This is a genomic window from Chryseobacterium sp. YIM B08800, assembly GCF_026163565.1.
Classification (GTDB): Bacteria; Bacteroidota; Bacteroidia; order Flavobacteriales; family Weeksellaceae; genus Chryseobacterium.
In genome coordinates this window covers 77,555-98,800 of sequence record NZ_JAPDKN010000004.1, presented here as the reverse complement: position 1 = coordinate 98,800, position 21,246 = coordinate 77,555, and the positions used below count along the sequence as shown (strand labels likewise).

The 21,246-nt window shown below is 32.1% G+C and carries 18 protein-coding genes; 12 read left to right on the top strand and 6 right to left on the bottom strand.

From position 1 onward, the window contains the following. Nucleotides 1-3 precede the first annotated feature (3 nt). The 10 genes from OEW74_RS02325 (at nucleotide 4) to OEW74_RS02280 (ending at nucleotide 11,736) form a co-directional block, all read left to right on the top strand. A complete protein-coding gene (locus tag OEW74_RS02325) occupies nucleotides 4-786 on the top strand; it encodes a fatty acid desaturase family protein (protein ID WP_265426959.1) in 783 nt (260 codons plus the stop codon). A gap of 86 nt (nucleotides 787-872) precedes the next feature. Further along, nucleotides 873-1,337: an SRPBCC family protein gene (locus OEW74_RS02320; RefSeq protein ID WP_265426958.1), complete on the top strand. Its 465-nt coding sequence runs from the start codon at nucleotides 873-875 to the stop codon at nucleotides 1,335-1,337. An 82-nt stretch (nucleotides 1,338-1,419) separates the two neighbouring features. Beyond that, nucleotides 1,420-2,130: a YqjF family protein gene (locus OEW74_RS02315; RefSeq protein ID WP_265426957.1), complete on the top strand. Its 711-nt coding sequence runs from the start codon at nucleotides 1,420-1,422 to the stop codon at nucleotides 2,128-2,130. Between the two features lie 139 nt (nucleotides 2,131-2,269). Beyond that, nucleotides 2,270-3,163, top strand: a complete 894-nt coding sequence (locus OEW74_RS02310) for a TIGR01777 family oxidoreductase (RefSeq protein ID WP_265426956.1) — start codon at nucleotides 2,270-2,272, stop codon at nucleotides 3,161-3,163. 309 nt (nucleotides 3,164-3,472) lie between these two features. Continuing rightward, on the top strand, nucleotides 3,473-4,915 hold the full coding sequence (locus OEW74_RS02305; protein WP_265426955.1) for an alpha-L-fucosidase: 1,443 nt from the start codon (nucleotides 3,473-3,475) through the stop codon (nucleotides 4,913-4,915). A gap of 245 nt (nucleotides 4,916-5,160) precedes the next feature. After that, nucleotides 5,161-7,824, top strand: a complete 2,664-nt coding sequence (locus tag OEW74_RS02300; RefSeq protein WP_265426954.1) for a glycoside hydrolase family 3 N-terminal domain-containing protein — start codon at nucleotides 5,161-5,163, stop codon at nucleotides 7,822-7,824. A 97-nt stretch (nucleotides 7,825-7,921) separates the two neighbouring features. Next, nucleotides 7,922-8,185, top strand: a complete 264-nt coding sequence (locus tag OEW74_RS02295) for a hypothetical protein (RefSeq protein ID WP_074229447.1) — start codon at nucleotides 7,922-7,924, stop codon at nucleotides 8,183-8,185. Between the two features lie 217 nt (nucleotides 8,186-8,402). After that, nucleotides 8,403-9,791, top strand: coding sequence for a dihydrolipoyl dehydrogenase (gene lpdA, locus OEW74_RS02290; RefSeq protein ID WP_265426953.1), 1,389 nt, complete (start codon nucleotides 8,403-8,405; stop codon nucleotides 9,789-9,791). 404 nt (nucleotides 9,792-10,195) lie between these two features. Continuing rightward, the gene (locus OEW74_RS02285) at nucleotides 10,196-10,810 is read left to right on the top strand and encodes a PH domain-containing protein (RefSeq protein WP_265426952.1); all 615 of its coding nucleotides are present in this window, start codon (nucleotides 10,196-10,198) and stop codon (nucleotides 10,808-10,810) included. Nucleotides 10,811-10,935: 125 nt separating this feature from the next. Beyond that, a complete protein-coding gene (locus tag OEW74_RS02280) occupies nucleotides 10,936-11,736 on the top strand; it encodes a patatin-like phospholipase family protein (RefSeq protein WP_265426951.1) in 801 nt (266 codons plus the stop codon). A 40-nt stretch (nucleotides 11,737-11,776) separates the two neighbouring features. On the opposite strand, the gene OEW74_RS02275 is transcribed toward OEW74_RS02280, so the two are convergent. The 6 genes from OEW74_RS02275 to OEW74_RS02250 form a co-directional block, all read right to left on the bottom strand. Further along, on the bottom strand, nucleotides 11,777-12,217 hold the full coding sequence (locus tag OEW74_RS02275) for a hypothetical protein (protein ID WP_265426950.1): 441 nt from the start codon (nucleotides 12,215-12,217) through the stop codon (nucleotides 11,777-11,779). Nucleotides 12,218-12,301: 84 nt separating this feature from the next. After that, entirely contained in the window at nucleotides 12,302-13,027 is a 726-nt protein-coding gene (locus OEW74_RS02270) for an ABC transporter ATP-binding protein (RefSeq protein WP_265426949.1), read from the bottom strand. A gap of 84 nt (nucleotides 13,028-13,111) precedes the next feature. Further along, nucleotides 13,112-13,687 carry a hypothetical protein gene (locus tag OEW74_RS02265; RefSeq protein WP_265426948.1) on the bottom strand — a complete coding sequence of 192 codons (576 nt, stop codon included), beginning with the start codon at nucleotides 13,685-13,687 and terminating at the stop codon, nucleotides 13,112-13,114. A gap of 694 nt (nucleotides 13,688-14,381) precedes the next feature. Further along, entirely contained in the window at nucleotides 14,382-15,716 is a 1,335-nt protein-coding gene (locus tag OEW74_RS02260) for a sensor histidine kinase (protein WP_265426947.1), read from the bottom strand. 98 nt (nucleotides 15,717-15,814) lie between these two features. After that, the gene (locus OEW74_RS02255) at nucleotides 15,815-17,158 is read right to left on the bottom strand and encodes a sigma-54-dependent transcriptional regulator (RefSeq protein ID WP_265426946.1); all 1,344 of its coding nucleotides are present in this window, start codon (nucleotides 17,156-17,158) and stop codon (nucleotides 15,815-15,817) included. 26 nt (nucleotides 17,159-17,184) lie between these two features. Then, entirely contained in the window at nucleotides 17,185-18,225 is a 1,041-nt protein-coding gene (locus OEW74_RS02250; protein WP_265426945.1) for a PDDEXK nuclease domain-containing protein, read from the bottom strand. Between the two features lie 227 nt (nucleotides 18,226-18,452). Here OEW74_RS02250 and OEW74_RS02245 point away from each other — a divergent pair, with 227 nt between their 5' ends. Beyond that, entirely contained in the window at nucleotides 18,453-19,694 is a 1,242-nt protein-coding gene (locus tag OEW74_RS02245) for an efflux RND transporter periplasmic adaptor subunit (protein ID WP_265426944.1), read from the top strand. Nucleotides 19,695-19,701: 7 nt separating this feature from the next. After that, nucleotides 19,702-21,105 (top strand): DUF4932 domain-containing protein, encoded by a 1,404-nt coding sequence (locus OEW74_RS02240; RefSeq protein WP_265426943.1) that lies wholly within the window; start codon nucleotides 19,702-19,704, stop codon nucleotides 21,103-21,105. Nucleotides 21,106-21,246 lie beyond the last annotated feature (141 nt).

Below are 21,246 nucleotides of genomic sequence, written 5' to 3'. Positions count from 1 at the left end.
AAAATGAATCATCTTGAACTCACCAAAAAAGTAGTATGGAAAGATCTTAAAAAGCTTTCCGTAAAAGAAATGTTGATAGAAAATAATATCTCTTTGCCATGGCTTTTTATTTCTCTGTTTTTGGCTTACAAAGGATATTATTGGGCAGCGCTTCCGTTTTCCGGATTCTATTTTTTGACTGCCTTAAGACAGGTTCACAACGGATTTCACAACTCTTTAGGAACTGGCAAATTTCTTACCTGGTTTTCAATGTATCTCAACAGTATTTTGATGATGGCATCTATTCATGCTGTGAAATTTAATCATATCAGACATCATAAATTCTGTCTTTCCGAAGAAGATTATGAAGGGAAATCGGCTTCAATGAAATGGTATGAAGCTATTTTATACGGACCAAAACATATGTTTTTGATTCATTGGATGACATTTAAGTTGGCTAATAAAAACTATAAAAAGAATATGTTTTTAGAATTGATTTCGATTGCTGTTTTTGTTTTCATTGCTTTTTATTTCCAGATTGATTTTTTAATATATCATGTTTTAATTATGTTTTTTGGTGAATTTTTAATGGCGTTTTTTGCAGTTTGGACGGTTCATCATGACACAAACGAAAACCCAAACATTGCAAGAACCCAACGCGGATTTTGGAAAAATAAATTGACCTTCAGCATGTTTTATCACATGGAACATCACCTTTTTCCCGCAGTTCCCACCATAAAATTACCTGAATTAGCAGCAAGAATCGATAAAGTTTTGCCGGAATTAAATAAGAAGCAAACATTTTAATAAGGTCTAAAATAAAGTCCCAACGGGACGGCTTACCAAAGGATAGGATGAAATCCTATTAACCATCAACCATAAATAATCAAAATATGTCAATAATAATTCTAAATACAACCATTCAAGCTGATATTCATAAAGTTTTCGATTTGTCGAGAAATATTGATTTGCATCAAAAATCAACTTCAAAAACCAATGAAAAAGCAATTGCAGGAAGAACTTCAGGAATGATTGAACTCAATGAAACAGTAACCTGGAGAGCAAAGCATTTAGGATTTTATCAAACTCATACTTCAAAAATTGTAGATATGAAGAAGCCTTATCAATTCACAGATGTTATGCTGAAAGGAAGATTTAAATCTTTTAAACATCAGCATATTTTCAGAGAGGATGGCAAAAACACGATAATGACAGATATCTTAGAGTTTGAATCGCCTTTTGGAATTATCGGTAAATTATTCAACTATTTTTTTCTGAAAAATTATATGAAAAAATTTTTATTAAAGAGAAATGAGATGATTAAAAACGCAGCAGAAAATAATAAAATAAACGGTTAGTATTAGAATGTTCATGCTAAGCTTGTCGAAGCATTTTAACTGAAGACCATCAACTAACAACAATCAACCAATACCAACAATCATGAAATTTTTAAAAGCCGAATGGCGAAAGTTAGCCATCATCAACTACGAAATTAACCCCGAGATATTATTAAAATATCTTCCAAAAGGAACAGAATTAGACTTCTACCAAGGGAAATGTTATGTAAGTTTGGTTGGATTTATGTTTTTAAATACCAAATTATTGGGACTTTCAATTCCTTTTTATCGAAATTTCGAAGAAGTGAACTTAAGATTTTATGTCAAGAAAAAAGAAGAACACCAATGGAAAAGAGGAGTAGTTTTTATCAAAGAGATTGTTCCTAAATATGCATTAAGTGCAATTGCAAATTCTGTGTATAAAGAGAATTATAAAACTTTAAAAATGAAAAATCAGATAAAATTCACCGACGACGATTTGATTGTAAAATACTCATGGAAAGATAAGGAGTGGTATTCTATAGAGATTACCGCCGAAAATAAATCTAGAACGATGGAAGATGATTCTGAATTTGAGTTTATCACAGAGCATTATTGGGGATTCACTAAAAAAGATGATAAAACTTCAGAATACGAAGTTTGCCATCCAAAATGGGAGTGGTATATGGTGAAAAATCATCAGCTTGAAATAGATTTTAAACAAGTGTACGGAAGTGGTTTTGAATGTTTGAATCATCAGAAACCTATCTCTGTAATGCTTGCAGAAGGCTCTGAAATTGAAGTACGAACGAAAAAATATTTGATGCAAAAGTAAAAAGAGCCAAATAAAAAGTAAGTTGTAAATTTTTAAAGAAGTTAGTATTAGAAATGTCATGCTGAGCGAAGTCGAAGCATCTTACACAACCATCAACTAGCAACCAACAACCAACAACCAAGAACTAAAATAAAATCCAATGAAAATAATCATCGCTGCCGGAACCGGTTTCCTCGGAAAAAATCTCGAAAAATATTTTACTGAAAAAGGAAATCAAGTCTATATTTTAACGAGAAATCCGAAACGTAAAAACGAAATTTTGTGGGATGCAAAAACGTTGGGTGAATGGAAAAATTTGCTTGAAAATTCAGATGTTTTAATCAACTTAGCGGGAAAATCTGTCGATTGTCGATACACAGACAAAAACAAACAGGAAATTTACGATTCAAGAATTAACAGCACAAAAGTGCTTCAACAAGCAGTTGATCAGTGTGTTAATAAGCCTGAAGTTTGGTTGAATGCAAGTTCGGCAACCATTTATATTCATTCAGAAACGCAATTAAATAGAGAAGAAAATGGCATAATCGGCGACGATTTTTCAATGAATATCTGTAAAAGCTGGGAAAAAGAATTTTTTAAAACTGAAAATAAAGACACCAGAAAAGTTGCATTAAGAACATCGATTGTTTTGGGAAATAATGGAGGCGCTTTTCCAAAATTAAAATTGATTACAAAATTGGGTTTAGGCGGAAAACAGGGAAGAGGAAATCAAAACATAAGCTGGATTCATATTGATGATTTTTGCAAAGCTGTAGAATATATTATTGAGAATAAAAATCTTTCAGGAGAAATTAATGTGACTGCTCCAAATCCTTTGTCTAATGAAGAATTTATGCGAAAATTAAGAAAAGAAATGAAAATTCCCTTTGGTTTAAATGCTGCATTTTGGCAACTGGAAATCGCATCGATATTCTTAAAAACAGAAACGGAATTACTCCTCAAAAGCAGAAATGTTTATCCTGAAAAATTAATAGAAAACGGTTTTGAATTTATACACCCAAATGTAGAAATAGCTTTTGAAAATTTGATTTAAGATAATTAATATCCCACAGATTCCGCAGATTTTCACAGATTTAAAATATTTGTCTTAGAAAACATTGCCCAGAAAATCTCCGATTTTCAAATTGATGTGCTCTAAAATATTTTCAAACATTTAAAACTAAAAACTTTGTGACTTATGTGTTAAAATTAAGTCGTCACATTATTAATTTCAATTAATTCCAACTCTTTTTTGAACTTTTCAAGCGCAGAATTAAGCTTCAAAGTATGTGTATAAAAACTTTTGTGTTTTTTGTGGTTAAAAATTTATGGTGAAACATTAAATTAGCAAAAACTAAACTTCATGTTCACCAAGCCAAAAACGAAAACCTTATTTTTCTCATCATTACTCATCTCAACCACTTTTTTTTCACAGGCACACAACGTTTCCGATGGTTATCAAAAACCTACAGATCCTTTAGTTATTCAAAATCTTGAAAACTGGCAAGATTTAAAATTTGGTTTGTTCATGCATTGGGGAACCTACAGTCAATGGGGAATTGTTGAAAGTTGGAGTCTTTGTCCTGAAGATGAATCGTGGACGCAGCGTAAACCCGAACACGGAAAGTCATACAACGAATATGTAGAAAATTATGAAAATCTACAGAAAACTTTTAATCCGACTCAGTTTAACCCTCAAAAGTGGGCAGATGCAGCAAAGAAAGCGGGTATGAAATATGTGGTTTTTACTACAAAGCATCATGATGGTTTTGCGATGTTTGATACGAAGCAGTCTGATTACAAAGTTACTTCTTCAAAAACTCCTTTTTCAAAAAATCCAAAAGCGGACGTGACAAAGGAAATTTTCAATACATTTCGAAATGATGGTTTTAAAATCGGAGCCTATTTTTCAAAACCCGATTGGCATTCTGATGATTATTGGTGGTCATATTTCCCGCCAAAAGATAGAAATGTGAATTATGACCCTAAAAAATATCCAGAAAGATGGAATAGTTTCAAAAATTTCACCTTTAATCAACTCAACGAAATTACTTCAAACTACGGTAAAGTCGATATTCTTTGGTTAGATGGAGGTTGGGTTCGCCCGTTTCACACAATCGATCCGAATGTTGAATGGCAAAGAACCATTAAAGTTGAACAGGATATCGAAATGGATAAAATCGGGACGATGGCTCGCAAAAATCAATCAGGAATTATCATTGTAGACCGCACCGTTCCCGGAAAATGGGAAAATTATGTAACTCCCGAACAAGCCGTTCCCGAAAAGCCTCTTACAATTCCTTGGGAGAGCTGTATTACGATGGGGGATTCATTTTCTTATGTTCCCAATGACAATTACAAATCATCTCAAAAAATCATTGAAACTTTAGTTAAAATTATTTCAAGAGGTGGAAATTACCTGATGAATATTGCTCCCGGACCAAACGGAGATTATGATGCAATTGTTTATGAAAGATTAAAAGAGATTTCAGCTTGGATGAATGACAATCAATCTGCAGTTTTCGCAACAAGAAGCATAGCTCCTTATCACGAAGGAAATTTTTATTATACTCAAAGTAAAGACGGTAAAACAGTGAATGTTTTCCATTTAGAAGATAACAAAAATTATCAGTCACCATCAAGTTTAAGCTTCTCAATTCCTGAAAATTTTAAACCAAAATCTTTGAAAATTTTAGGTTTAAAAAATAAAATTCAATGGAAAACAACAGGAAATTCAATTGAAGTTACTTTACCAAAAGAAAGAACTCAATTAAAATATTCAACCGTAATTCAAATTACACAATAGTTGAATTTGTAATTAAAGTGATCTAGGAAATCGAAGCGTTAAGAAAATTAAAACTTAATCCGTTAAGAAATTCCCATTGTTTGAAGCGCGACACAAATATTGAACCGAAGAAAGTATATTGAATTCGCGCAAGTTTTGGGAATTTTAGGATTAAATTTTAATTTTTAGCGGAGAGTTCCAAGTCTTGAATTTTTGGTTCTTTTGTTTCAAGACAAAAGAACTGATTTTAAACCAAACTATTTACAATGCTTTTTAAACTCAGATTTAAAATTACAGTAATTTCATTATTGAGCACAACATTTATTACCGCTCAAAAACCCTTATATAAAGACCCAAAACAACCCACTGAAGCTAGAGTTCAGGATTTACTGAAACGCATGACGCCTGAAGAAAAATTCTGGCAGTGTTTTATGATTCCCGGAGATTTAGATAATGTTCCGAAAGGTCAATATTCCCACGGAATTTTCGGATTGCAGGTGAGTGCAGGAAATCAAGGCGGTGGAGCTGCCGGACAATTGTTGAAATATAATGCGAATGAAGATGCGGAAAGACTAGCGAAAAAAATAAATGCCATTCAAAAATATTTTGTGGAAGAATCCCGATTGGGAATTCCGATTATCCCTTTTGACGAAGCCTTACATGGATTGATGCGTGAAGGCGCAACCGCTTTTCCACAGGCGATCGGTTTGTCGGCAACCTTCAATCCTGAGTTAATGAAAGAAGTTTCGACAGCCATTGCAAAAGAATCAAAATTGAGAGGAATTCGTCAGATTTTAACTCCGGTTGTTAATTTGGCGAGTGATGTTCGATGGGGAAGAACTGAGGAAACTTATGGTGAAGACCCATTTTTGACCTCCGTGATGGGCGTGAATTTCGTCAGTTCTTTTGAAAATCAGGGGATTATTACCACTCCAAAACATTTTCTGGCAAATGTTGGCGAAGGCGGTCGTGATTCTTATCCAATTCACTGGAGCAAAAGATATTTGGAAGAAACACATTTAGTTCCTTTTCAAAAAGCCTTTACTCAAGGGAAAAGTCGTTCGGTGATGACTTCTTATAATTTATTGGATGGAAGACCTTCTACGGCAAATCATTGGCTGTTGACCGAAAAATTAAAAAATGAATGGAATTTCAAAGGTTTCGTTATCAGCGATGCAAGTGCGGTTGGTGGAGCAAATGTTCTGCATTTTACAGCAAAAGATTATGATGACGCTTCTGCACAGGCGATCAATGCGGGACTTGATGTGATTTTCCAGACCGAATATCAACATTATAAATTGTTTATTCTGCCATTTTTGGATGGACGAATTTCGAAGGAAAGAATTGATGATGCGGTTGCAAGAGTTTTAAGAGCGAAATTTGAACTGGGTTTGTTTGAAAATCCTTACGTATCAAATAAAAATATTGAAGAATTAAAGAAAATTAATCATAAACCTTTAGCAGAAAAAGCTGCTGTTGAATCTTTTGTTTTGCTTCAAAATAATAACAAAACGCTTCCGGTTTCTGAAAAGTATAAAAAGATTTTGGTTGTTGGAACCGATGCGGTTGATGCAAGATTGGGAGGTTATTCCGGTCCGGGAAATAAGAAAGTAAGTATTTTAGATGGAATTAAAAATTTCGTTAAAAATAAAAATATTGAGATCACTTATTCAAAAGGAATCGATTGGAATCTAAAGAATTTTGTCACGATTCCTACAGAGTTTTTATCTTTCGAAAATAAAAAAGGATTAAAAGGAAATTATTTTTCTAATTCAGATTTAAAAGGAAATCCTGCTTTTGAAAAACAGGACGAACAATTGAATTTCAAGTGGACCTTATATTCTCCAAATCCTGAAAAACTGCAGCCAGACAATTACAGCGTTCGTTGGACAGGAAAACTGGAAGCTCCAAGTTCAGGAAAATATCAATTGGGACTTCGTGGAAATGATGGTTTCAGATTGTATTTAAATGGAAAATTATTAATTGATAATTGGGAAAAGCTGAGTTATTCAACAAAAACGGTTGAGCTTAATCTTAATAAAGGTCAAAGATCTGATATTGTTATTGAGTTTCATGAAAATAGGGGAGAAGCAAATATAGAACTGATCTGGAATTATGGTTTGAACTATTATCAAAAAGAGTTTAATGATGCTTTACAATTGGCTCAAAATGCAGATTACATTATCGTTACAACAGGAATTCATGAAGGTGAATTTCAGGATCGTTCTTCTTTGAGTCTTCCGGGAAACCAGGAAAAATTTATTCATGAAGTTTCAAAGTTAAATAAACCGACAACAGTTGTTTTGGTCGGCGGTTCTGCGATAAAAACGACCGATTGGAAAGATAAAGTAGGAGCGATTTTAGATGTTTGGTACCCCGGAGAAGAAGGTGGAAATGCAATTGCAAAAGTTCTTTTTGGAGCAGAAAATCCTTCAGGGAAATTACCGATTACGTTTCCAATCGAGGAAGGTCAGTTGCCTTTAACATATAATCATCATCCGACAGGAAGAGGAAATGATTATCATGATTTAAGCGGTGAGCCATTGTATCCGTTTGGTTTTGGATTGAGTTATACGACTTTCGAAATTTCTGATTTACAATTAAATCAAACGAAATATTCTGAAAATGAAACTGTTATTGCAAAAGTAACTGTAAAAAATACTGGCTCAAAAGCAGGAAGTGAAGTTGTTCAATTGTATGTAAAAGATTTGCTGGCTTCAGTTTCAAGACCGATTATTGAATTGAAAGGATTTAAAAAAGTATTTTTAAAACCGGGAGAGTCTAAACAGATCTCGATTGAAGTTCCTGTGAAAGAACTACAGTTTTTAGATGAGAAAATGAACTGGATCGTGGAAAAAGGAACCTACAGAATTTTTGTAGGAAATTCTTCTAAAAATCTTCCTTTAAAACAGAATATTGAAGTTCAATAAATTGAGGATATAAAAATATGGTACGATATCTGTAATAATCACTTTAAACCAGAATGAAATTAATTAATCTTAAAATCATTCAAAAAAATTAAATGTTATGAAAAAGCTATTGATATCAACCATTTTGTTAGTAGGATTGTCAACAGGTGTTGTAGCACAAAAACATCCAACTCCGCCGCCACATCCTTCGAAAACACAATTATACAACAGTAAACTGAATGAGTTAAATAAAAGGTACAATACTGAAAAAAAACTGATCATAAATCATCCGGTTGCTACCAAAAAAATGAAACAAGATCAGCTTAAAGCTTTAAACGTACGTTATCAAAACGAAAAGAAATTGTTGAGATCTGCCAAATAGATGTACAAAATATGGTAAAAATGAAAATTTGAACAACTGTTTAATTTTACGATATTTTTACTATTCAATAAATTTATTAAAAGAGAATACGTTTTTGTGTTCTCTTTTTTGTTTATAATTAAATGAAAACCATGTTCGTTATGCATTGCTTCACGAATTTTCAGAAACGTAAAACATCCAATATTTTTCCTTAAATTCGCATAAAAATTTTAAGCTAATGAATTACGATATTATTGTCATCGGAAGTGGTCCTGGTGGATATGTTACAGCAATCAGAGCGGCACAATTGGGTTTCAAAACTGCAATTATCGAGAAAGAAAACTTAGGAGGGATTTGCCTTAACTGGGGATGTATTCCAACGAAAGCTTTGTTGAAGTCGGCTCAGGTTTTTCATTATATTAATCATGCAGAAGACTATGGTTTGAATAAAGTAGAAGCTAGTTTTGAGTTTCCAAACGTTATTCAGAGAAGCCGTGGCGTTGCTTCTAAAATGAGCAAAGGAATTGAGTTCTTGATGAAAAAGAACAAAATTGATGTAATTTTAGGAACTGCAAAAGTACAAAAGGGTAAAAAAGTTTCTGTTACAGATAAAGAAGGAAAAGTAGCTGAATATACAGGAACTCACATTATTTTGGCTACAGGAGCTCGTTCTAGAGAGTTACCAAACTTACCTCAAGACGGTAAAAAAGTAATCGGATACAGACAGGCATTATCTCTTCCTGAGCAGCCAAAATCTATGATTGTTGTAGGTTCTGGAGCTATCGGAGTAGAATTTGCTGATTTTTATAACACAATGGGTACAAAAGTAACTGTTGTAGAATTTTTACCAAATATCGTTCCTGTAGAAGATGAGGATATTTCTAAGCACTTAGAAAAATCTCTTAAGAAATCAGGGATTGAAATCATGACAAATGCTTCTGTAGAAAGTGTTGACACAAGTGGAAACGGTGTGAAAGCTACTGTAAAAACTGCAAACGGAAACGTAACTCTTGAAGCTGATATCTTGCTTTCTGCTGTAGGAATTGCTGCAAACATCGAGAACATTGGTCTTGAAGAAGTGGGAATTCAAACAGATAAAGGCAGAGTTTTAGTAAATGAATGGTATGAAACTTCAGTTCCTGGTTACTATGCAATCGGAGATATTATCCCAACTCAGGCTTTGGCACACGTTGCTTCTGCTGAAGGTATTACTTGTGTAGAAAAAATCAAAGGAATGCACGTTGAGAAAATCGACTATGGTAATATTCCTGGATGTACTTACTGTCACCCGGAAGTTGCTTCAGTTGGTCTTACAGAAAAGCAGGCTAAAGAAAAAGGTTACGAGCTTAAAGTGGGTAAATTCCCTCTTTCTGCAAGTGGAAAAGCTACTGCAAACGGAAACACAGATGGTTTCATCAAAGTAATTTTTGACGCTAAATACGGTGAGTGGTTAGGTTGTCACATGATTGGAGAAGGGGTAACTGATATGGTTGCTGAAGCTGTTGTTGCTAGAAAACTTGAAACTACTGGTCACGAAATTATTAAATCTATTCACCCGCATCCAACAGTTTCTGAAGCAATTATGGAAGCTGCTGCCGCTGCTTACGGTGAAGTGATTCACATTTAATATTTACTTTGTCAAAGTTGAAAATCTTTGACAAAGTTTATCAATATCAAAACCACAGATTTTGTCTGTGGTTTTTTCTTTTTAATGGTTTATTTAAATTTTGATATTTAAAATTTTTATTACTTTTAAACGCAAAGTTTTAATTCTATTTTATCCATAATTTTTAGGAAGCAAAGGTAAGTAATATTTGCTTTGCGAAGCTTGAAAACACAGCTTCATCAAATCAACTTGTTGATTCTTCTTTGTTCACTTAAATAATTAAGTCTTTAAAGAAAATCTTTGCGTCAAAAAATAAATAAAGATTTTAATATCTAGTCAAATTTGAATAGAATCCAGGATAATTTTTTTTCATTTTTATCTCGCATATTTTATTAATTTTATCCACTTAATAAAGTACAAATTTTATGTTTAAAAAATTAGCTGCAGAAGCTTTAGGGTTAGGTGATATCGGTAAAATTATTCCATCTCAGGATTATGATAAAGTAGATTCTGATGATTATATTTTATCTGAGGATAATGAGAAAATATTCTTTTTAATTAAATCTAAAAGAGATGAATATTGCTTTACCAACAGAGCTTTAATTCACATCGACGGAGCAAGTGCATTGGATAAAAAGAGAGTTTTAAAGAGATACGAATATTATCAGTTTCCTTTTTCAAATATCGCATTGCAGACTGCAGGAACCATTGATTTGGATGTTGAAATTTCATTTAATATCGGGAATGTTCCTTTGATGATTAGTGTTGCAAAAGGTCAGATTGATCAGTTAAAAGATTTGTATAAGGCACTTTTAGCGATTCAGCAGGAAGTTCATCACAATCATTCATTATTAAATTTTTCTAATGACAGTATTCAGAAAGCAATAACGAGTGTGGCATCAGGAAAGCAGGAAAATGTTTCTAAAAGTCAGGAATTAAAGGCGATCAACGAATATATTTTTGCCTGGAATACCAATAGTTTTGACAGATACACCCAAAAAGATTTCTCTAAAATTTTTGAAAAGTATATTAATAATTAACTTTTCAATTCTATTTATAAAACTAAACCACAGCTATTGTCTGTGGTTTTTCCTTTTAAATAATTAACAAAATATTTAGATTCCTTAAATGTGATGTTTAAAGATGTTTTTCTTACATTTATTTAATGAACTTTGAAAAAACAGGATTGGTTTTATCAGGCGGCGGTACCAAAGGAATCGCTCATGCCGGAGTATTAAAATTCTTGAACGAACAAAACATTGATGTAGATATTCTGGCTTGTTGCAGCGCTGGTTCTATTGTGGGCTGTCTTTATTCAATAGGAAAAAAGCCTGAAGAAATTTTAGATTTCTTTCAATCGGTGTATTTTTTTAATTGGAAACATTTTACATTCAATCAGCCTGGCTTGGTTTCTTCGGTAATTTTTAATACTTATCTGAAACCGATTTTCAATGATATGAAAATTGGTGATCTTGACAAAGAAGTAAAAATTGTTGCAACCGAATTGGTTGGTGGAACTGAGAAAATTTTCGATGAAAACTTTTTAATAACTGATGCTATTATTGCTTCATGCTCGATTCCGGGAATTACGACTCCTTATATTTTAGGCGAAGAAATGTTCTGTGACGGAGGTGTTTTGAATAATTTTCCGGCAGATATTATCCGTGATGACTGTGAGAAACTGATTGGCGTGTTTGTTTCGCCACCTCACAACATTAAAATCGATGATTTAAAGACGATAAAATCAATCGTTTCCCGATCGTATGATTTGCTTTCTTATCGTATCGAAAAGGTGAAGTTTGAGCATTGCGACTGGCTGATTTCGTCTCAGGATTTGTCAAGCTACGGAACTTTTGAACGTAAAAAAGACCGTTTAGAACAAATATTTAATATAGGTTATCGTGCTGCGAAAGAAAGTTTTGCAGAAAGTAATTATTTTACGCAGTTGAAAAAGTTTGGTTCTTAAAACAAAAAAACTCTCACTTTATAGCGAGAGTTGATGAGTTTTAATTTTTTACAACTTGTGCATCCTGTCTTACCAAAGTTTCACCATTTTCACCGATTACGACTAAAGTGTAAGGTGCTTTTTTCGGAGAGTCTGTTAAGTAATTTCTCCATACCTGATAAAGAGTTCCGTTGTTATTGAATTCGAAATAATAATTACCTCCGGATCCGTCCGGAATTAATTCTCCGTTACTGATAATCATACTCGGTTTTGCTGTAATTTTTGTATTGGCTCCCCAAGATTGATACAGATAATTTCCATTCGGTTGTTTATCAATTCTTACTTTGAATTTTTTGGTTTTAATAATAACCGTTTTAGGTACATTTTGAAAATATCCTGTTCCGTTATCCTCCCTAAAATTTGAAGTTTGTTTTAAATCGTGAGCTGCAATGAGAGAAAACTGAGCGATGCATAAAGTTCCCAATAATAATTTCTTAATCATGTTGATTTTTGTTTTAATTATAAGTTGGGAATCAAATTTAAAGCCAATAAATTATCTAAAAAGTTTTTACTTTTTAATTACTTTTTAAGCCTTAGTCTCAACTTCAACCTTAAAATCCTGCGTATAACTCGCAAAAGCATCTTCTAAACTCTCAAATTTCCCCTTAAATTCTTCAATATTACAATCCTGAATAATATTTCCCTGATGAATAAGAATTACTCTTGTACAAAGCGCCTCAACTTCCTGCATAATGTGTGTAGAAAGTAAAACTGTTTTTTCTTTACCAATTTCTTTCACCACATTTCTGATTTCTAAAATCTGATTGGGATCTAAACCATTCGTTGGCTCATCTAAAATCAATAAATCAGGTTGATGAATAATTGCCTGCGCCAAACCAACTCTCTGTTTATAACCTTTAGAAAGCTGACCGATTTTTTTAGATTTTTCGGGAGTAATTCCAACCAATTCTATCACCTCATCCACTCTAGCTTCAGAAATTTTATGAATATTGGCAACAAACTGCAGATATTCTTTTACATACATTTCAAGGTAAAGCGGATTGTTTTCAGGAAGAAATCCTATATTTTTTTTGCTTTCAATTTCGTACTCTGAAATATTTTTTCCGTTAAAGATAATTTCACCTTCATCAATTTTCAATGCACCGACAATAGATTTCATCAAAGTAGATTTTCCGGCTCCGTTAGGACCCAAAAGACCGATGATTTCACTTTTATCAATGTTGATGTTAATATTGTTTAGAGCAGTCTGCTCACCAAATTTCTTTGTTAGATTAATTACCTGAAGAGACATAGTACAATGAAATATTTTGACAAAAATAGAAATAAAAAAACTCATTCGGGAAGAATGAGTTGATATATATTGAAAAAAACGGATTTATTTTCTTTTTTTTGGAGATTTTTCCGTTGTTTTTTGAGTATTTGTTTGAGAGGTATTTGAATGATTTTGTGTGTTATTCATAGCGTTTACCGGAGTTTGTTTTACTGCAGATTTGGTATACAGTGCAGCTTTTGGAGTTCCGATACCGAAGATTTTATCAATCTGTTTTTTATTTAAAAACTGAGATTTACCCACATACTTTTTATTCTTGTTGATGTATTGAATAATCTGTACCGTTGGCTGACCGTAGTTTTTCTCGTATTGTAACTCAATAATATCGTTGGGAAGCTCTAAAGAAATATTTCCACTGGGCTGATCAATAAATCCATCAGTAATCATTTTATAAAGCTCTTGTACATCACCATTCATATCATTAAATGAAAATGATCTGAATGTGTTTAAGTTACTCGTATTGATATCCTGATAATTAAAAGTAAATTTATTTTCCTTTTTGTATAAACCAACAGAATTATCTTTTCCTATTTCGACTAATGTTTCATTTTTCAGAACCCTGATCTGTGAGAATGCAGATATTCCGGAAAATAAGGTGAGGAGTAAAATTATTTTTTTCATGCTATTGTAAATTTAATATTTTGGTTGGTAATGCTAATTTACAGATAAAATTAGAATTACCATTTCTTTTTGTTAAGCAAAAATAATGCTTTTTTTTAATTTGTCTTTTTTTGAATATTATGCAAATCGTAATATTATAGTGTAGAAAATAATTTTGAAATTTATTTTATTCTACCGGTTTGGAATATTTTTTCCACATTAGTTAGATAGAATAATTAGTTTATTATGTAGATTTTCAATAGATTATGAAATGTTTTTAGTTGTTTGTCTAAGATGGTTTTTATTTTCTTGAAATATAATTTTTCAACCAAAATGATTAATTTAAAATTGGATTTGTTTATTGATAAGTCGTTTTAATGCCTTTAAATACAGGGTTTTATGAACTGGTTTTTCTAGGTTGAATTTTAATTAAAATTTAATATTACATAAACAGCTTATGAATTAATTGTAGAAATCTGCAAATAGCTTTTTTCTCGATTTATAACTTATGTTACTTAAAGTCAATTAGTTGTATTAATGACAGGAAGCTCTCAAAGGTGAAATGTTTGGATTATGTAGTTTTAAAAACGATTTAAATATTATTTAAAAAATAGAAAAAGTATAAAAATATACAATTTTCAATACCAATTTGATAAAATTTAAATTTGATTTATCATTAATCATAATCACTTTTTTTAAAGAATTTAGCAAGAATTCAATTCAAAAACCAAATTTCAAATCTACTTCCTCGATCTAATGCTTTATAATTAAGATAACCTTTATGCGCTTCAATAATACTTTTGCTGAGTGTCAATCCAATTCCCGAACCGCCATTTCTTGTTGTAAAAAAGGGAAGAAAAATCTTATCCTGAATTTCCTTCTGAATCCCGATTCCACTATCTTCTACGCTTAAAATAATACGTTTGTTAAGGGTCTTTATTTCTGTTTTGATGATTCTTTCGTTTGTATTAGAAACTGCAAAAATCGCATTGAGATAAAGATTAATCAAACAACGTTCAATCATTTTTTCATCTGCAAAAACCACCTGATTTTCTAATGAATTAACAATCGTGATATTATTTTTCTCAAATTCCGGCTTTAAAAAATTAAGCGCAGATTCTACAATATTCGTCAATGAAATTGTTTTGAAAACAGGCTTTGGTAGTTCTGCAACCTGTCTGTAATCGTCCACGAAATTCAACAATTGTTTTGATTTGTTGTTGATAATCATCAGACTTTCTTTCATATCTTGCTGGTCTTCTTTTTCAATAATTTCCTGATTGGCAATATATTCAAGATTTTGAATTAAGCTATTAACAGGCGTTAAAGTATTTAAAAGTTCGTGTGAAATCACTTTCATCAGATTGTTCCAAGCTAATTTTTCCTTTTGCTCAATAATTTTCTGAACAGATTCTAAGCTGATAATACAAAATCGGTTTTGTACATTTTCAACTTTTTTGGTTCTGAGAGAAAATGACTGTTTTGTATTTTCATTAATAGAAATATCAAAAAATTCCTGTGAATTTTCGTATTGCGTTTGTTCAATGATATTGTAAAAATTGGGTGTTTTATTTTTGTAAAGATTCCAATAATTATATTTCGGAATTTCCAGAATTTCCAGAAAAACAGGATTCACATAAAAAACTTCCCATTCATTATTTTTCTCAGAGAGAATCATCAATCCAATTTCGAGTTGATTCAAAATTTCTTCATATAAAAGCTTATAAGAAGAATGAGAAAGGTGCTCTTCTTTGCTTTGGTAATAAAGTTTTACAGCATTTTCAACCAAACTGTTTCCGTCGGTTTCAGGAAATAATGAAAAATCTTTTTTCTGAATTGCCAAAAGCAATTTTTCAGTTTTTTGGATGTAAGATAAAGCCGAAGTCTGCGCCAAAACAACGCAAACCAAGCTTATTGAAGAAAACAGAAAACAATTAATCCACCTGTTTTCCGAATAAAAATCAAAGGCAAAAATTCCGCTGACAATTGCAAGCAGAATAAATAATAACCAAAAAAACTGTTGCTTTTTCATTGTTTTTTCAATGTTCATTGATAGGATTTTATCCTACCCTTTGTTAAATCGTTCCTTCGGAACTCTGATGTATTTTTTTCTGGGAAATTTGTCTTCTAACTTCCAGCTTCCAGCTTTTACAACTCAAATTTTTCCATTCTTCTGTACAATGCCGCTCTCGACAATCCCAAATCTTCTGCAGCCAAAGAAATATTTCCACGGTGTTTTTTCAACGCTTTTTTAATGAGGATTTCTTCCATTTCTTCGATGTTGAGATTCACAATAGTTTTTTCTGATTCTTCATCTTGAGGCATCAATAATTTCAGATTTTTCTCATTAGAAAGAATCACGCTTCGCTCAATGCAATGGTCGAGTTCGCGAATGTTTCCAGGCCAGGAATAAGTGGTTAATTCGTTAATCAAAGATTCGTTTAAAGCTAAATCAGGTTTGTGATATTTCTGTTTATACTTATCTAAAAAATAATTGGCTAAAGTCGAAATATCTTCCAATCGCTCTCTCAGACTCGGAATTTGCAATTCAACGGTATTGATTCTGTAATACAAATCTTTCCGGAAACGGTTTTCTGAAACTGCTTTTTTAAGATTTTCGTTAGTTGCAAAAATAAATCTCACGTCCAATAATCTCTCTTTACTTTCTCCGATTCTCGATAATTTTCGGTTCTGAATCAAACTTAATAATTTAGTTTGAAGATGAAGCGGAAGATTTCCAATCTCATCAAGGAAAACCGTTCCATTTTGAGCATTTTCAATTTTTCCGGAATAATCCTGATTAGCATCTGTAAAAGCTCCTTTTTTATAACCAAACAATTCGGCCTCAAACAAACTTTCTGAAAGACTTCCTAAATCGATGTGTACAAAAGGCTGATTTTTTCTTTCAGACAATTCGTGAATGTGTTCCGCTAAAACATATTTTCCGGTTCCATTTTCTCCTAAAAGTAAAATATTAGCATCAGTTGGCGCAACTCTTGCGATATGATCCATCACTTCCTGCATTGCAAAAGACTGCGTTTTCAGTTGATATTGATTGGTTTTGATGCTTACATTTTCCCATTGATTGAGCTTTTTGTTTTTTCGGGAAATATCGACAGCGAGATTAACGGAAGCGAATAACTTTTCGTTATTCCAGGGTTTTAAAATAAAATCAGAAGCCCCGTTTTTCAAAGCTTCAACTGCCAATTCCACTTCACCATAAGCGGTCATCAGAATGATGGGAAGTTGCGGTTCTAAAGTTTTAATTTCCTGCATCCAATACAAACCGTCTTTTCCGCTTTCAAAACCTTTCCTGAAATTCATATCAAGAAGAACAGCATCAACCTGTTGCTCGGTTAAAAACTTCAAAATATTTTTTGGCTGACTGAGACAGCTCACTTCCGTGAAAAATTTCTTCAACCACACTCTCGCCGAAAACAAAATATCTTCGTCATCATCTACAATTAAAATATGAGCATCTTTTTTTCGCATTTTTTGAATTTAATAATAAACAAGAATTACAGCAATTTTTTACGTTCGAAACGTTCTTTTGCTTCAATTAGAGCCAAATGTAATTTTCGTTCGAGTTCTTTTTTCGATGGTAATTCCGTCCAGTATTCTGCAACCATAATTCCGTCTTTGTGCATTTCCAAAAGTTCGACTTGTTCTTTACTGCTTTCTGCACAAAGTATTAATCCTATTGGTGTTTCTTCGCCTTCTTGTCTTTCATTTTTGTTGAGCCATTTCAAATATAATTCCATTTGTCCTTTATATTTGGCTTGAAATTTTCCTAATTTCAATTCAATTGCTATCAATCTTTTAAGTGAACGATGATAAAACAGAAGGTCGAGATAAAAATCTTCTCCATCGATAATCATCCTTTTTTGGCGTTCAACAAAAGCAAATCCTTTTCCTAATTCTAAAATAAATTTTTCCAGTTCGTGAAGAATTGCTGTTTCAATATCTTTTTCAAGATAATCGTTTTGCAAGCCAAGGAAATCTAATAAATATGGGTCTTTGAATGTATTTATTGGAAAATTTTCGTTCTGTGACGATTGTAGATTGGCAATTTCAGTTCTTTCAAAAGCTTTGCTGGCAATTTGTTTACGAAGTTCTCTTTTTCCAAGTGTTCCTTCGATTGTTAATTCTGCATAAAATAATCTTTGCTCCACTGATTTTAAGGGAATTAGAATTAAAAAATGTGACCAGCTTAATTGTCGTGCCAGTGGAACGACAATTTGCATTTCGGAAAATACCTCTGCAAACTGCATCATTCTCCGGACGTTTTTTTCAGCAAAATTTCTTCCGTAAGAAGTTTCCAATTGTGCCGATACTGTCGATACAATTTGCTTTCCGTATTCTGCACGCTGATTTTGGAGGATGTCGTCATTGATACGTTTTCCAACCTGCCAAAATAAAATGGTAAGCGTACTATTTGCCTGCATCGCAACCTGTTGACGACTTTGCTCAATTAATTGGGATAAATCCACAAATAGTTTTTCGTTTGAAAATGCTATTTGATTATCGGGAGATTCTGTGTTTTTTAATTTTTTAGCCATATTTTGTATTCATCATTTGTAAATTTTGTCGAATGAAATCATCATTTATCAATTATAATTCATCATTAATAATTATTATGTCCGTTTTCGCACAAAAAGTGTCCGATAATGAACAGTCTTAAAATTAATTAAAATATATTTAATCACATTTACAGAGAGTTACAAGATTATAAATTTGTGGTATTTATATTGTGTAATTATCTGTAAGTGAAATAGTTATCTCAAATATGGATACGAAAATAGTAAAAAAGAAGTCTAAACTAAAATTAATATTAATCATCATTGTTTCAGCTTTGGCGGTTTGGGTTTTTGGATGGTACTTTCTGAATCAGAAAAAAACATTTAATGTAAAGTTAGAAGATATTACGACTGATGAAGTGACGAAAGGAAAATTCGAAGATATGTTGATGGTAACGGCACAAACACAATCTCTTAACTCTTCTTTGGTGAATGTTTTGGAAGGTGGTGCTGTGAAAGAAATTTTTGCAGAAGACGGACAAATGCTGACGAAAGGAGAACCTATTGCGAGAGTTTATAATCCAAATACGGAATTTAATTATTTGAATCAGGAAACGGGGATTATGCAGCAAATCAGCCAAATGAGAAGCTCGCTTTTAGAATTGAAAAATCAGGAATTTAACCAGGATAAAGAATTATTGCAGTCTCAGAATGATTACAATACGGCTTTGCAGACTTATAATCTTCAGAAAAGATTGTACGATGCAGAAATCGGAAAGAAAACCGATTATGATATGGCTTTACAAAATCTGAATTATCAAAAACAAAGAAAACAAATTGTTGAAAAAGGAAGTGCCAATGAAAAAACATCCAGAAATTCTCAGTTCGCAGCCATTAATAATTCGATCAATCAAATGGAAAAAAGCTTGAATATTTTGCGTTCTAATAAAAATAATTTCCTAATTATGGCGCCGGTTTCCGGAAGATTGTCTTCATTTAATATTTCGCTTGGGCAGAATCTGACAACCGGTGAAAGTATCGGAAAAATAGATTTGATGGGCGGTTACAAACTGATTGCAAAAGTGGATGAATATTACATTAATAAACTTCAAGTCGGTATCAAAGGAAGTCTGGAAAGTAATGCTAAACAGTATGAAGTGATTATTTCAAAAATTCTTCCCGAAGTAAAAGACGGACAGTTTTCTGTGGAACTAAATTTCATTGATGCAAAAATTGAAAACTTAAAAATCGGGATGACTTTCGGAGTGAAGCTGAAACTTTCTGCCGATACGCAAAGTATGATGATTCCGAAAGGAAATTTCTACAAAGACACGAATGGAAAATGGATTTTCGTTCTGAAAAATAATAAAGCTGAGAAAAGAAATATCAGTTTGGGAAGAGAAAATCCAATGTATTACGAAGTCGTTTCAGGTTTGAAAGCCGGAGAAACCGTGATTACTTCAGATTATTCTGAATTGAAGAAATACGAAATATTAGATATAAAAAAATAAAATAAGCATGATTTGGATTAAAAAACTTTGGACGTTAATTGTTCTTTTTATTTCAGTTTTAAACTTTTCGCAGGAAAAATTAATTCCTAAAGTAGATGAAAGAGTAGAGATTGTAAGCATTGTTTTTCGATTGGCGGGAGCGAAAGAATATAGCCAAGATTACAATAAAAAATATGTGGCAGATATCAATACTTATTTTGATGCCTATAAAAACTCAGAAATTGTTGAATTTATTAAAGAAAACAGAAACAAAAACGGTTTAGGATATGATGCTGTGATGTCGATGGCGCTTCATTTATCTTTTAAAAACGGAAAATTCAGCCAGATAAAAGAAAAAGTAAATTCTTTAGATAAAAGATGGGAAAAAGTAGATAAAAAGCAGTTTGTTTCTTTGTTGAATCAATTTTACAAAAACACAAATTTTCAGCAGTTTTTTAATAATCATTCAGCAGATTATAAAAATGCAGAAGACAAATATCAAACAACTATTCTGTCTGATTTTAATCAAGATTGGTATTCTAAATTTTATGGTAAAAAAGCCAATGAAGATTACAACATTATTTTAGGCTACGGAAATGGTGGTGGAAACTATGGAATTAAAACTCATCCGAAAAACCAAAAAGAAAACGTAAATGCAGTAGTTGGAATATGGTCATTTGATAAGGATGGAAGTACAATATTTGATAAAAACGAGTTTCAGCCTTTACTGATTCACGAATTTAACCATTCGTTTATCAATTACATTTTGGAGATGGACGATAACAAATCAAAATTAGAAAATTCGGGCAAAATTATTTACGAATTGGTGAAAGAAGATATGGAATCTCAAGCATACGGAAATTGGGAAACGATGATTAATGAAAGTTTGGTACGAGCTGCTGTCATTCACTATATGATGGATAATAAATATTCGCAAAAAGACATCGATGAAGAAATTTCCATCCAAGAAAAAAGAAAATTTTTATGGATAAAAGATTTGGTGGAATTGTTAGAGAAATTTGATAATAACAGAAAACAATATCCAACGCTGGAAAGTTTTTATCCTGAAATTATTTCTTTCTATAATCAGTTAGCTCCAAAAATGATTATTTATGAGAAAAATCGACCTAAAGTATTGTCTATTTCTCCCGATATCTGGAACAAAAATGATGTAGATCCTACAATCAAAGAAATCACGATTAATTTTGACAGAGAAATGATTGAAAAAGTTTCTATAAATATGGGAGAATCTGGTAAAGAGCATTTCCCGCTGCAGAAATTGGAAGGTTTTGTCAATGGTCACAAAGGACTAAAGCTCTTGACAGATATGAAACCTAATACAGAATATGAGTTTGTATTGACCGATCAAAGCTTTAAATCGAAAGAAGGATATCCTCTAAAACAAACGGTGATAAAATTTAAGACAAAATAATTTTCCGATTATTCTAAACTCAAGAAATATGAGAGATTAGACGCTGGAAAATAGACTGATAGATTCAAGACACAATACACAAAATTTTAGATAAAAATCATTTAATTCAAATACTAATTTGTCACCTACCAAAAACAATCA

What these genes read in the sequence shown, in the direction of transcription:
- OEW74_RS02305 (WP_265426955.1), top strand. Translation starts at nt 3,473, where the DNA reads ATGTTCACCAAGCCAAAAACGAAAACCTTATTTTTCTCATCATTACTC.
- OEW74_RS02260 (WP_265426947.1), bottom strand. Translation starts at nt 15,716, where the DNA reads ATGAACATTGAAAAAACAATGAAAAAGCAACAGTTTTTTTGGTTATTA.
- lpdA (WP_265426953.1), top strand. Translation starts at nt 8,403, where the DNA reads ATGAATTACGATATTATTGTCATCGGAAGTGGTCCTGGTGGATATGTT.
- OEW74_RS02240 (WP_265426943.1), top strand. Translation starts at nt 19,702, where the DNA reads ATGATTTGGATTAAAAAACTTTGGACGTTAATTGTTCTTTTTATTTCA.
- OEW74_RS02245 (WP_265426944.1), top strand. Translation starts at nt 18,453, where the DNA reads ATGGATACGAAAATAGTAAAAAAGAAGTCTAAACTAAAATTAATATTA.
- OEW74_RS02300 (WP_265426954.1), top strand. Translation starts at nt 5,161, where the DNA reads ATGCTTTTTAAACTCAGATTTAAAATTACAGTAATTTCATTATTGAGC.
- OEW74_RS02250 (WP_265426945.1), bottom strand. Translation starts at nt 18,225, where the DNA reads ATGGCTAAAAAATTAAAAAACACAGAATCTCCCGATAATCAAATAGCA.
- OEW74_RS02295 (WP_074229447.1), top strand. Translation starts at nt 7,922, where the DNA reads ATGAAAAAGCTATTGATATCAACCATTTTGTTAGTAGGATTGTCAACA.
- OEW74_RS02310 (WP_265426956.1), top strand. Translation starts at nt 2,270, where the DNA reads ATGAAAATAATCATCGCTGCCGGAACCGGTTTCCTCGGAAAAAATCTC.
- OEW74_RS02315 (WP_265426957.1), top strand. Translation starts at nt 1,420, where the DNA reads ATGAAATTTTTAAAAGCCGAATGGCGAAAGTTAGCCATCATCAACTAC.
- OEW74_RS02325 (WP_265426959.1), top strand. Translation starts at nt 4, where the DNA reads ATGAATCATCTTGAACTCACCAAAAAAGTAGTATGGAAAGATCTTAAA.
- OEW74_RS02285 (WP_265426952.1), top strand. Translation starts at nt 10,196, where the DNA reads ATGTTTAAAAAATTAGCTGCAGAAGCTTTAGGGTTAGGTGATATCGGT.
- OEW74_RS02275 (WP_265426950.1), bottom strand. Translation starts at nt 12,217, where the DNA reads ATGATTAAGAAATTATTATTGGGAACTTTATGCATCGCTCAGTTTTCT.
- OEW74_RS02270 (WP_265426949.1), bottom strand. Translation starts at nt 13,027, where the DNA reads ATGTCTCTTCAGGTAATTAATCTAACAAAGAAATTTGGTGAGCAGACT.
- OEW74_RS02320 (WP_265426958.1), top strand. Translation starts at nt 873, where the DNA reads ATGTCAATAATAATTCTAAATACAACCATTCAAGCTGATATTCATAAA.
- OEW74_RS02265 (WP_265426948.1), bottom strand. Translation starts at nt 13,687, where the DNA reads ATGAAAAAAATAATTTTACTCCTCACCTTATTTTCCGGAATATCTGCA.
- OEW74_RS02255 (WP_265426946.1), bottom strand. Translation starts at nt 17,158, where the DNA reads ATGCGAAAAAAAGATGCTCATATTTTAATTGTAGATGATGACGAAGAT.
- OEW74_RS02280 (WP_265426951.1), top strand. Translation starts at nt 10,936, where the DNA reads ATGAACTTTGAAAAAACAGGATTGGTTTTATCAGGCGGCGGTACCAAA.